This window comes from Kothea flammea, assembly GCF_052161645.1.
In the GTDB taxonomy this organism is placed as follows: Bacteria; Planctomycetota; Planctomycetia; order Pirellulales; family Pirellulaceae; genus Laterigemmans.
Map to the genome: position 1 here is coordinate 7,105,461 of NZ_CP197414.1, position 12,047 is coordinate 7,117,507.

Genomic DNA, 12,047 nt, shown 5'->3' on the forward strand with positions numbered 1-12,047 from the left:
TCGGTCGCAGCAAGCTCTACACGATCCTCACCGACCGCTCGTACATCGGCGAAATCAAGTTCCGGGGCCAGTGGCATCCCGGCACACACACGCCGCTCGTCGAACCCAAGCTCTGGGATCGTGTTCAGACTCTCCTTGGCCAGAAGGTCTACACGCAGCATCAGATGACGTATGCCAGCGATTTGATTGAATGTGCCCATTGCGGTTCGCCGATCACGGGTGAGCGCAAGCAGCAGATGACCCAGAGCGGTGAACGGGATTATATTTACTACCGCTGCACTCAGTACCACAAAGGCGATCATCCCCGCATCCGACTGACTGAGAGGCAACTGGACTCTCAGATGCTTGCGATCTTTGATTCGCTTCGGGTTGAGGACGACGAATTCCGTGACACCTTCCGTGAGCAGCTTCGTCAGGCGACGAATTGGGATGAGCGATCCTCAGCCACAAGAGCGAAGCAGCTTCAAGAAGAACTGGTGCAAGTTCGTGACCAGCAGAACCGCTTGCTCAACCTTCGGATGCTGGAAGAAATCACCGCCGATACGTTCGCATCGAAAAGCCGTGAACTGCGAGATCGGGAAGCGGAGTTGAAGCTCGAAATTGACGTGGCCGACCGTGGCAGGCACGAAATCATCGACATAGCAGTGAAAGCGTTTGAACTTTCGCAAACCCTTCGCACTAAGTGGGTTACGGCTGATTACGCCGCCAAACGTCGAATCCTCGAAATCGTCTGTTTGAACTGCTCTCTGGATGACGTAAACCTTTGCGCCACAATGAGAAAGCCCTTTGACCTGTTGGCCAAAGGGCTTGTTTCGAAAGATAGTCGGGGCGACAAGATTTGAACTTGCGACCTCTGCGTCCCGAACGCATGGGTCAAGTCTCCGAAACACCGCAAATAGCGGGGCAAAATAAGGTGGTCGTGAATGGTTGCCCTAGTTGTTGCCTCGATGGAGCAAGTTCATCTCGCATGGCACGACTCTTGGCAGCGGCTGGGAAGTTAGACGAGTCCAGCTTTAATACGCTCTTGCGAGTCGCCGAAGCCCTGCGAGCGAATCCCAGTTGATTGGCCAGCAACGACTCTAGTACGGACTGCCAGCTGCAGTTGATTGCGATTTTGCGTGTCCTACGGCTGTCGCCTGATCCGTAGCCATTCCGTGTTGCTATTGTTCTGTACCTCCGCAATGGCCAAGCGACGCGTCTACCCAAGCTCAGCGAACTCAGTATACCTGCAATTGCGAGCATGTCATCGATTTCGAGCAGATCTTGCCCCGTGAAGATCACGTTTCAGAAACGGTAAAGTCGGTGGCGTGAAAGTTGCATCGAGAAGCCTAGTTCCTAGCCACGGAGACCAGTCGTTCCGTTGAGCTAGCGAACACGAGACATCGGACCAAATTTGCCTCGCCGCAACGCCCCAAGTGCGAAGGGACCAGCCTGGACTGGTCGGCTCCGGCCTCCCGACACTGTCCAACAAGACTGTTTTCTGCGTCGCTAAACATCGCTCGGCTTGAAAGTTGATGGCGGTTCGTTGGTGAAGCGATCGATCTGCAACATGGCTGACGTTTTCGAGCCTCTTGCGCTCGCTCAGCCAAGATTAATCGACATGTCCATGAACATGTGGAAAACAAGCACTTGCAAATCAGAAGCGCGAAGCGGCAACATTACCGCTGGACGCAATCGCAGTCGGCTTGCCAGATGCTGCCCTAAAAGCCATGCCATACGTCCAACTGCAATCATGACCCGGTAACTGAGCAGCACGTCACGGGCTTCTCTACCCCCGTCGAGACACATGTATTTCTCATGTCCTGAGGTGTTGCCTTTGTAGAGAGAACTCGAGAGCTGGCCTATGTGCCGCATACTCGTCGAGCAAAATGCCAACCTTGCTGAGACATGCCCGAGGATGTTGCGAGTCCACGCGGATGTATCTATTGCGCTCGCGGGACCAGTCGGGAGACAGTTCATTTACACAAGGTTTACATGCCGCCGACCTGAGATGTAACGCTACCTCGCAAATCCCAATTGGATGCTCGAATTAATCGATACTGGCGACACTTAAAACGAGGCTGTTTTTATTAATACGACAAACGACCAGTAGGCCACCACAAGCTCTTCTTGAATTACAAACTATCAAATTCCCGCGCTAAACGTTTAGAAATACTAAGGTGTTTCGGTAGCCAACGCTACGAGCAGGCTCAAACTTACTTCGGCTGAACAACGCGCCGCCTATACTAAAAAAGAAGCCAGTAAAGAAGCCTCAACATCAAATTCGCTACCGAAATCAACAAGACGAGAGCAAAAAATGATGCATCGAAAACCATTTCATCCGCTGTGTCAAACGCTAAGTCGATCAAAATTTCCACAAAAAGACGTTCGACACTAATGTGCTTAAATTGCGAGCTGGACGAACCGTATACATCCGCACCACTTTTGTTAGCTCATGCGCTGTCTTAAAAGACTGTAAAAGGATCTATGTGCAAATTGTTTGAGACGTTGCGATCGCCTTGATCATTTCTTTTACACTTCGCATACGATAGGGGAACTAATGAGTTCAGACGACAGAAAACTGACCAGAGGGCGAGCAGAAGAAATCTTGAGCGGCGATGATGTTGATTTCGAGCAGTTCGTGGAAATCGAAGATGAAGCAGCGGAGATTCTAAAAAAAAACCTCACTCCCTCCTTTTAACGTCACTAGCTTCGCTATCCGATGCGGCTGCAGAGAGCCTTGGCAATTACCAGGGCGATTCCTTGTATCTCTCCGGTTTGACAAGCCTCTCCGATGCAGCTGCGGAGCGGCTCAGCAACTATCAAGGCGATTTATATCTGTGCGGCCTAACTACTCTGCCGGACTCAGTGCTCGGGCATTTAATTAAACAGCACGGTGGATTGCTACTAACAGGGTTAACCAGTCTGTCTGCATCAAATGCAAAAATCGTAAGCAAACATCGAGGCAGGGTGTTAGATTTAAGTGGCCTGACCAGCCTATCTGATGAGGCTGCGAAGAATCTTGGTGAGTATTCCGGTCAGATATTAGAGCTCAACGGCATATTCTGGCTGTCCGACACAACTGCGGAGGCTCTGGGGGCGTATCAAAGCAATTCGTTATCGCTCCTTGGCCTCAGCGGCCTATCCAATGAGGCAGCAGAGGGCATTAGCAAATACCAAGGTAAAATGCTAGGCCTGAATGGAGTGAAGAGCCTTTCCGCAGCTGCCGCAGAAAGTCTGTCTGGATATCAAGGCCGTTTGGAGCTAGTCGGGTTAGACAGTATCGCCGATGCGGTTGCAGTAAGTCTAAGTAAACATCAAGGCGATTTGCGTCTCGGCTTAACGAGTTTATCCGATATGTCAGCGTCATGCCTCAGCAGGTATCAGGGTGAACTATACATTGAAATGCTTACTTCGCTTTCCGACGCCGCAGCTGAATGTTTCAGCAATTTTTCCGGAGAAAAGCTGGATTTTACTTGGCTGAGATACCTATCACCGCACGCCATTGAATTGTTTCAAAAGCGGAATCAAGAACTCGAGAGAGAAGGCAAAACTCCCATTGAGCTTGATTGGCTAATGTTTAGGTGCCAATAGTCTCGATCTGCCGTGTCCGTGTTTTAAAGCATTTAATCTTGCATGTCTGTCTTTTTTTGGCAGGCAGCTTCGACATGTTTTTTTTCTAGATTAAGGTGATCAACAGGCAGGCAGCGTAACGGTACGCTGCCTGCCTTGTTTTTAGGACCCGCCAGCTAGATAGTCGCGATCATTTGATCCTGACGGCGTGCCAACTATGCCATTTCGAATTCGATCGAGCTGCCGAGATGGTTCACCCGCTACCTCTGTGTATTTGTGAAAACAAGTGAAGTGGTCCCCAATTCTCGGACCACGGAATAAGCTACAGTCCGCAGGCCAGATTTGGTATGGTATCAGCTCCCAGTCGACGGATCGAAGGAGCGATTTATGTCAAAACGACGAAAGGTTCATAGCGCCGAGTTCAAGACAAAGGTAGCTTGGGCGGCACTGAAGGAATTGAAGACGGCGAGTGAATTGGCGTGGAGATGGCAGTCTAAAAGGGAGCCACCGTGGCAGCCGAAAACGACTGTTTTGGCAGTCGAAAAGAGAGCCACTTGGTGGCCTAGTTTCACGGCTGAAGTTGTTTAACGCTTTGCTTTCTGGCTCTGCTTGAGCCTGTAGCTCTCACCATCGATTGCCAGAATCTCGACTTGGTGAGTCAATCGATCCAGCAACGCACCTGTCATTCGCTCGTCTCCCGCGAACGTATGGGGCCACTGGGCGAACGGAAGATTGGTCGTCACGATCACGCTGACTTGTTCATAACAAAGACTGAAAAATCCAAAGAGACTTTCCGCCCCCGCTTGATCGATCGGTAGATACCCCAGCTCATCGATTACGATCACGTCAAGGTTGCGCAAGCTGGACTCCAAGCGGCTCACAACGCGCTCGTCACGCGCCTCGCGGTACGTGTTCACAGTCACAGGGCTACCTGCGATCCGTTCATCCTCACTGCCTTTCTGTTTACGCTTCAACCGATGCTTTCGGGGAGGGTTCTGTTTGAACACAAACAGATAGCTACTTAGGTCCCTTATACTTCGGCTGCAAAACTCGATACTGGGCGTGTGGCTAACACTTACCCAGGCGGGCTCTACCCCCGCTTGTCAATCAGACCTTGCCAGTCCGCACGTGCACCGATTTGTTATCCAGTAGGTTTCCATCAGTACGTGAGACCGCCCTCACCACGGACAATAATAAGAAACCATCCAGCAAGCGCGTTTGCCATCAGGGTAACGAGAACGGCGGCCGCGCGGAGTTCGCGAGGCACAAATCTGAATATGGCCGCAAACAGAACGAATGAGATGCACGCAACTTCCCACTGATTCCCAAAAAACCAACTGTAATCTGCCAGCACGAGCCAGAACGCGTCTAAGAGCGTCCGGTCACCGTACGAAGCAAAGTGAAAGGTGAATATCAGAAGCGGCATTGCACACGCGACAATGACGCTCGCAATGAAGCCCAAGTGCAACGTGAGGTTCTGGCGCTGATCATTGAAGTTCTTTCGCATTTCAATACAGCCGCGCAAATCTCGTAAGTAGTTTGCAATCAGCGCTACACCGGATAACGGCCCGCATCACGGGGCGGCGGGAGTTGACATTGATTTCAAAAATCGGCTGGCCACCGCCGCTCCCGTGCAGTACGCCCAACATGGGCGTGATCTTGTGGGGTGCAAGTCCCCTGTACTCAGTTCCGGTTTCTTTCACGACGAGGCAGTATACCAAATGTAACTCCGAAGAAAGACAGTACGAGGCGAGGGCAACTGCGGAAGGGTGACCGACCGTGGAAAGGAAGCCTGCGAATGTGCTCGTGAAGTTAGCTCCGGTGCGGGGAACGTGCGGTTCGACGATGACTGAATCGGACAAGGTTTCCCCGGCCAAGACGTGCTAACCGCATTTACGCCAAGACCCGCCAGGTGACGAACAGAAATCCGATATGAGGCCGACGACTCGAGGTGAGTGGGCTGCTGACCACGAAACCGAACCGGAAGAACGAGCGCAGGTAGATCGGGCACTTGGGCGGGGACAGATCACGTGTCGCGGGGCGATTACATCAAACCCCGACGTCCCTTATTTGGGGAGGGCTTCATCCTGTGTCCGCCAGTAGAGCTTGCTCCAACGCGGGGTGGGCCGTGGTAACACGAGCCCACGATTGAAGTCGGCAGCAGAGGGCATAGTAGCGAACCGCCGAAGCCAACGGCGACATGAAGGCCTGAACGTCACAAGACAAGGAACGAACCACCGATGAACTCTGACCAGCCGAACGAACCGGCGAAACAGCTCTCCCTCTGGGAAGAGTTTGTGGAGCAATCGCAAAACATCCAGCGTGATGATTCAGCTCAGGCGTCCATCGAGAAGTCAGCCTTGGACGAAAGCCACGCTTTGATGGAAGAGATTGTTGACGAAGGCACGATCGAGGCGGCTTGGGCGAAAGTCAAAGCAAACCGTGGAGCCCCTGGCCCCGACGGCGTCACGATCGAAAACTTTCCTGAGTGGTTCCGACCACAATGGGAAGGCATCCGTCAGCAACTCCTCGATGGAACGTACCGTCCCCAACCGGTACGGCGCGTTAGCATCGATAAACCCGATGGCGGCACGCGAGAGCTCGGTATTCCAAACTTGCTCGACCGTTTGATACAGACTGCCATTGTGTTAGTCCTCACCCCGATCTTCGATCCGGACTTCTCCGAGTCGAGTTTCGGCTACCGACCTCACCGCTCGGCTAAAGATGCAGTCAAGCAAGTGCAAAAGATCATTCGAGGTGGTCGTCGTCGATGCGTCGATATGGATCTGTCGAAATATTTTGACAGAGTCAATCACGATATATTGATGACACGCGTGGCCCGCAAGGTCCACGACAAACGCCTTTTGAAATTGATCGGACGCTACTTGAGAGCCGGTGTGTTGGTCGACGGCTTATGCCAACCCAGCGAAGAAGGAACTATGCAAGGCGGCCCGTTCGCTCCTCCAACGATATTGCAAACAACGGCGGTTTCTTGGATAGATTGATCCCAAGAAAGGCGTTGACGACGGCGTATGGCGAAGGCTGGAAGTCGCCGTAAGCTGTTTTCAAGCAAGTGTTTACAGATTGATTGCAAATGTCTCATGGAGGAGATTCCGATGGCAAAGCCTGCCAAACTCAAAACTGACAGCCAATCCATTGCTGTCATTCGCAGTTACCATCCAATTCGGATCGAACGCGAGTTGCTAGCTCAGGTTTTTGATCTGGCCGAGCGTGGTTGCTCCGCCGGTAACAGTCGTGCTGCCAAACTCGGTTTGGACACTGACGCGGTCGACGGTCAGGGCATCGGGCCTTCGACGCAACACGACTTTGGAGCTCAGAGCGTGCCGCAGCAACGGGATCAACTGGAGGCTGTCGCATGACGACTCATTCCAATTCAAACGTCGAAGCGGCCATCTACGGGCGAGTCTCATCGGACGCGCAGGCTCAAGAGCAAACCATCGAATCTCAAGTGGCCGACATGCGTCGAAAAGTGAGTGCAGACGACGTCTCATTGCAAGACAAGAACTGCTTTCTCGACGATGGAGTGAGCGGTTCAACACTTCATCGGCCAGCGCTCGAGCGACTGAGAGATGCAGCATACGTGGGTCAGTTTCAAAGACTCTACGTTCATTCGCCCGATCGACTGGCACGCAAGTATGCCTATCAAGTTTTGATCGTTGATGAATTGCAAAAGCTGGGTATTGAAATCGTGTTTCTCAACCGCGCGATCGGTGCCAGTCCTGAAGAAGATTTGCTGTTGCAGATGCAAGGCATGTTTGCTGAATACGAACGCGCCAAGATCATGGAACGCAGTCGTCGCGGCAAGCGTCACGCAGCCACGCGCGGCAGCGCGAGCGTGTTATCTGCTGCGCCGTACGGATACCACTACATCACCCGTCGCGACGGTGATGGGCAAGCCGCGTATGAAATTGATGAGCAACAAGCGGCTGTTGTCCGGCAGGTGTTCCAGTGGGTCGGTCGCGATCGATTGTCGATTGGTGAAGCGACGCGTCGGCTGACGAAGTCGGACACGGTGACGGCGACAGGCAAAGCCACGTGGGATCGAACAACGGTGTGGGGAATGCTGAAAAACCCGGCATATAAAGGCTCTGCGGCGTTTGGAAAGACACGCACGGGACCGCGACGGCCGCAGCTTCGAACTCAACGAGGCAACTCGAAAACGCCGCGACGCACAGGTTCTACTTACGATACCGAAGCGAGCGAGCAGTTGTCGATTTCGGTTCCGGCAATCGTTTCATCGGAGCTGTTCGATGCCGTGCAAACACAGTTGACCGAGAACCGACAGCGTGGTCACGAGTCACGTCGTGGAGCGAAGTATCTACTGCAAGGCTTGCTGGAATGTAGCAATTGTGGATATGCGTTTTACGGCAAACCAGTCAGTAGCAAGAGTGCAAAAGGCAAAGTGCGTTCTTACGCCTACTATCGTTGCATCGGAACCGATGGATATCGGTTTGGCGGCAAGCGAGTCTGCGAGTGCAAACAGGTGCGCACCGACAAACTTGATGAGGCCGTGTGGAATGATGCGTGTGAGTTGTTGCGTCATCCGAAGCTGCTCCGCCAAGAGTACGAGCGACGACTGGCCGCGCCGAGCGATAGTGACTCTGTTGTATCGATCAAGAAGCAATTCGCGTCATCGAAACGCAGTGTGGAACGCTTGATCGATGCGTACACCGATGGTGTGCTTGATCGAGCTGAATTCGACCCTCGCTTAAAGCGTGCGCGTGACCGTCTAACGAAGCACGAACAGCAATTGCGGAATCTTGAATCGGAGTCGCGCGAGCAGTCGACGTTGCGTGAGTCGTTGTCGTGTTTGGACAGCTTCTGCGAATCGGTGGGCACGAACCTGGAAACCGCTGACTGGACACTGCGTCGCGAGATTCTGCGAACACTGATTGACAAGGTCGTTGTCGAGCCAGATCAGATTCGGATCGTGTACCGAATCAACTTCCCCCTTTTTGCGAAGAAAGCTAGCAAAGCCGGAAGCGAGAAAGTTTTGCACTTTTGTTGGAGGGGCGTTGTCACCACTACTTTCGAACATCTACTTAGATGACTTGGACAAGGAGTTGGAACGACGAGGGTTGCCGTTCGTGCGGTACGCAGATGACTTCGTGATCTTCACGAAAACAGAAGCGGCGGCGCGGCGTGTGTACGGGAGCATTGAACGCTTCTTGACCGACCGATTGAAACTGTCCGTCAATCACAACAAGAGCCAAATCCGCAAGACGGATGGGCTTGAGTACGTGGGTTACGAATTTCGTGGCTACGGCGGCCAGATCCGGGTGAGCAAGAAGAAGCTCGCGACTTTCAAACAACGTGTCTCGGAGATCTTTCGTAGAAACCGAGGCGTGTCGATGAAGTCACGCTATGCAGAGTTCCGTGCTTATGCTCGTGGTTGGTTAGGCTACTTTGCGTTGGATCAAGTGAAGACAACGTTCACCAACTTAGACAAATGGATTCGTCGTCGGGTACGCGCCTGTTACTTGTAGTAGCCAGAACTTGATCTGACATGTTTTACCCAGATTACGCACTGGGCTGTAAGAGCTGGTCGAGCATTTTCTGTTCGGCCAGTTTCTTCGAGTCATCGAAAGTTTGTCTCGGAGTCTTCCCGAAACAGAATCTTCCGCTATGTGGTCGTTCTTCGTTGTAACTCCGCATCCATTCATCGACATCCGCTTGGAGCTGCTCGATGGATTCATAGAGCGTTTTACGAAACGCGATCTGGTAGAACTCCTGAAGCATCGTCTTGTGAAACCGTTCGCAGATACCGTTGGTTTGAGGGCTTCTAGCTTTGGTTTTGGTGTGATCGATGTTCTCGAGAGCCATGTAGAGTTGATACTCATGATGCTCTCGATTGCCACAGTATTCAGTGCCTCGATCGGTGAGCATGCGTAGCAACGAAACCCCTTCTCCTTCGAAGAACGGAACCACTTGGTCATTAAGCATATCGGCAGCTACCAACGCATTCTTGCGATCATATAGCTTCGCAAATGCGACTCGAGAATACGTATCGATAACAGTCTGCTGATAGATCCTTCCCACGCCTTTAATGGTGCCGACATAGAAAGTATCTTGCGCCACCAAATACCCGGGATGCTCTGTTTCAATTTGACCATGAGCTTCCTTTTCGAGCTTAGCTTTCTCAAGAGCAACCACTTGTTCCTCCGTGAGCACGCCGCCATCTTGCGCGACTTTCGCTTCAAGCGCTTTGAGTCGCTCCTTGAAGGTCTCAAGACCGTTTCGCAACCAGATGCTTCGTACGCCACCAGGTGACACCAAATGCCCGTGCTTTTTTAGCTCGTTGCTTACCCGAACCTGACCATGGGCGGGCTTCTCAAAAGCCATTTTGAGAACCGCTTCTTCAACGGCTGGATCGACGCGGTTCTTGACCACAGGCTTCTTCTTGGAAATCTCTTTGAGAGCCTCCTCGCCCCCTGTTTGATATAGATCCTTGAAGCGATAAAAACTGTCCCTGGAGTAACCAAAGACCTTGCAGGCCTCCGACACATTCCCTAACCTTTCGGCCAGCTTAAGCATCCCGATCTTATTCTGAATGATCTTCCGTTCGTTCGTCATTTCGACACTCCCGTCCTGCGAGGTTGACCGCCGGTTGCTAGCTTTACTCCGGTCGCTGCGCTCCCTTCGTGCAGCTAGCAACCGGCAATGCCTTCCTCTATCCAATGGTGAGTGTCAGATCAAGTCTAAATTTCTACATGTTACTGGAAGCAGTGGCGGAAATCGAAGAACCGGCTGAAGAATCTGATGTCGTTGTGCTTGTCTTATCGTGTCGCTCGTGGCTTCGCGATGAGCGGCAAGGGTCCCTGGCGTCTTTCCACGACGTCGGGTGTCCAACGAGCTTTATCCAACGAGTACCTAGCCGCCGAGGGCTTGTTTAATCTTGAAGAGCGCTGGCTATCGCTTGCATCCTTGCGTCGAAACGCCTAGTGCGGACCCGCATGCTAGGTGTTGTGGGAGGGGTCCCGGGTAACCGGGCTCCTATCCCGATTCACATGGTTACACGTAATCTGCGATGACACGTGTGACACCCTTGAGCATATCATCGACATCAGCGTTCGTGTACGCGGACCAGTCCCCATGTGCAGCACTATTTCGCAGGTCGGCCCATGCCGTGATCTGTTTTTGCATTCCTTTGTTGTAAACACCCGCCTTAGCAAGGTCGGCATTCATCTTGTCAAGTTTGGCGTGTGGAATTGAGTTGCGTGTACAGAGGTCTTTGAGCGTAGTTTCGAGCGCGACACCCGCGACAACGCATGCGGGGTCCTTGTATCCGGCTTTGAGCAACGCCGCAGCCTGCTCAAGCATGTCGTCAAACACTTCTGCCTTAACCAACGACTGCAAATTGAAGAGATAGCCGCCCTCATAGTCCTCGCGTGCAGCCTCGAATATTGCAACGATTCTCCGAAACGAGAGTTCGGAATTGCCAACGTTCGTGGCATCCTCTGTAAAATGCTTGAAATGAATGCTGTCCTCTCCAAACACGCGTTGCAGAAGATTCAACACGTTGGTGGACCAGCCTTTGGCGTCGGGAGAACTGATGTCGTAGTAATGCGTGCCGCTATCACGCGCAACGAAGTCAAGAGTCTTCGCATCATGGATAGCGGAAGCCTTGTCGGCCAACTCAGCGAAACGTTGCGATATGAGAGGGTTGGTTTTCACTCAGTTTTCTTTGTGTAACGGTACGGATCACACGGTCGCCGCGATCGACTGACCACTTCAATAAACTCAACTCGGCGACTCGTGTGCATCCGATGGTTCCCCGTCGCTGTCGCGCCATTCGGCAAGCCTCTCCCGACCTTGGGCATTCGCGTACCGCAGACCGAGTATCGATAAGGCCGTATTAGACCAAAACTGTAGACTTACCTGCCCGCTGGACATGCCGCCGTGTGCGTATCGTTCAACGAAACACATATCTTGCCCGTCTTCAATCCGCATTCCGACGAGGTCTTGGAATGCACTTAGAATCGCGTCACGAAACTCCGTTCCAGTCTGCGGAAGTGAAGCGTTAGAGAACATCGTCTTCATTTCGCGCCACAGGTATGGATCGCCACGAAGCCCCCATTGCTCCGGCTCGGGATCAAAAAGGTCGGCAATTGAAGACTTGGGTTTCTGCGTTGACGCTGATGGGTCTCGATGCGGATCACCGTGAAGTTTGATGTGCAGAATGTACTCAGAAGTCGAGCCGTCCCAGCCACATTGAGTGCATGCTCCGTCCCGTATCAAATGGTTGCAACGTGCTTTCCCGTAAATCCAGAAAGCGCATTCGCGGCAGAGTCCAGACATTGCCATCGCCGTGCGGACAAATGGGCTGCCACACTCATCACAGGTGCCAGGTTCGCCAGGATCAACGTAGGGCATCATCGGTTCGGGGAACGTCCATGATCACCCGGTTGCCGCGAGCGACGTTGAATTCAGATCCCGCACCGTCGGCAACTCGGGGTGAGTAGGCCGGGTTCTCT

Annotated in this window: 12 protein-coding genes and 1 pseudogene; 9 read left to right on the top strand and 4 right to left on the bottom strand. The window is 52.7% G+C overall.

What is annotated here, in order from left to right; genetic code table 11:
- Positions 1 to 53: 53 nt before the first annotated feature.
- The 4 genes and pseudogenes from SH139x_RS26550 to SH139x_RS26565 all read left to right on the top strand — a co-directional run.
- Positions 54 to 275: pseudogene (locus SH139x_RS26550) on the top strand (recombinase family protein); the annotation flags it as partial.
- Positions 276 to 341: 66 nt separating this feature from the next.
- Positions 342 to 842, top strand: a complete 501-nt coding sequence (locus tag SH139x_RS26555) for a hypothetical protein (protein ID WP_488352752.1) — start codon at positions 342 to 344, stop codon at positions 840 to 842.
- Positions 843 to 2,539: 1,697 nt separating this feature from the next.
- On the top strand, positions 2,540 to 2,680 hold the full coding sequence (locus tag SH139x_RS26560; protein WP_488352753.1) for a hypothetical protein: 141 nt from the start codon (positions 2,540 to 2,542) through the stop codon (positions 2,678 to 2,680).
- 62 nt (positions 2,681 to 2,742) lie between these two features.
- Positions 2,743 to 3,573: a hypothetical protein gene (locus SH139x_RS26565; protein ID WP_488352754.1), complete on the top strand. Its 831-nt coding sequence runs from the start codon at positions 2,743 to 2,745 to the stop codon at positions 3,571 to 3,573.
- Positions 3,574 to 4,136: 563 nt separating this feature from the next.
- Here SH139x_RS26565 and SH139x_RS26570 read toward each other — a convergent pair.
- Positions 4,137 to 4,526: an ATP-binding protein gene (locus tag SH139x_RS26570; protein WP_488352755.1), complete on the bottom strand. Its 390-nt coding sequence runs from the start codon at positions 4,524 to 4,526 to the stop codon at positions 4,137 to 4,139.
- Positions 4,527 to 4,711: 185 nt separating this feature from the next.
- Positions 4,712 to 5,059 (bottom strand): hypothetical protein, encoded by a 348-nt coding sequence (locus tag SH139x_RS26575; protein ID WP_488352756.1) that lies wholly within the window; start codon positions 5,057 to 5,059, stop codon positions 4,712 to 4,714.
- Between the two features lie 733 nt (positions 5,060 to 5,792).
- On the opposite strand from SH139x_RS26575, the gene SH139x_RS26580 reads away from it, so the two are divergent.
- The 4 genes from SH139x_RS26580 (at position 5,793) to SH139x_RS26595 (ending at position 9,059) form a co-directional block, all read left to right on the top strand.
- Positions 5,793 to 6,557 carry a reverse transcriptase domain-containing protein gene (locus SH139x_RS26580; RefSeq protein ID WP_488351786.1) on the top strand — a complete coding sequence of 255 codons (765 nt, stop codon included), beginning with the start codon at positions 5,793 to 5,795 and terminating at the stop codon, positions 6,555 to 6,557.
- Positions 6,558 to 6,668: 111 nt separating this feature from the next.
- Complete coding sequence (locus SH139x_RS26585) at positions 6,669 to 6,932, top strand: hypothetical protein (RefSeq protein ID WP_488352757.1); 264 nt, start codon at positions 6,669 to 6,671, stop codon at positions 6,930 to 6,932.
- On the top strand, positions 6,929 to 8,623 hold the full coding sequence (locus tag SH139x_RS26590) for a recombinase family protein (protein WP_488352758.1): 1,695 nt from the start codon (positions 6,929 to 6,931) through the stop codon (positions 8,621 to 8,623). The genes SH139x_RS26585 and SH139x_RS26590 overlap by 4 nt, the downstream gene beginning before the upstream one ends.
- Entirely contained in the window at positions 8,589 to 9,059 is a 471-nt protein-coding gene (locus SH139x_RS26595) for a group II intron maturase-specific domain-containing protein (protein ID WP_488352759.1), read from the top strand. The genes SH139x_RS26590 and SH139x_RS26595 overlap by 35 nt, the downstream gene beginning before the upstream one ends.
- A 34-nt stretch (positions 9,060 to 9,093) precedes the next feature.
- On the opposite strand, the gene SH139x_RS26600 is transcribed toward SH139x_RS26595, so the two are convergent.
- Positions 9,094 to 10,146 (bottom strand): IS481 family transposase, encoded by a 1,053-nt coding sequence (locus SH139x_RS26600; RefSeq protein ID WP_488352760.1) that lies wholly within the window; start codon positions 10,144 to 10,146, stop codon positions 9,094 to 9,096.
- A gap of 186 nt (positions 10,147 to 10,332) precedes the next feature.
- Between SH139x_RS26600 and SH139x_RS26605 the strand changes: the two genes are divergently transcribed.
- On the top strand, positions 10,333 to 10,515 hold the full coding sequence (locus SH139x_RS26605; protein WP_488352761.1) for a Retron-type RNA-directed DNA polymerase: 183 nt from the start codon (positions 10,333 to 10,335) through the stop codon (positions 10,513 to 10,515).
- Between the two features lie 69 nt (positions 10,516 to 10,584).
- Here the strand turns inward: SH139x_RS26605 and SH139x_RS26610 are convergent, their stop codons facing one another.
- The gene (locus SH139x_RS26610; protein WP_488352762.1) at positions 10,585 to 11,247 is read right to left on the bottom strand and encodes a DUF4145 domain-containing protein; all 663 of its coding nucleotides are present in this window, start codon (positions 11,245 to 11,247) and stop codon (positions 10,585 to 10,587) included.
- Between the last annotated feature and the right edge of the window lie 800 nt (positions 11,248 to 12,047).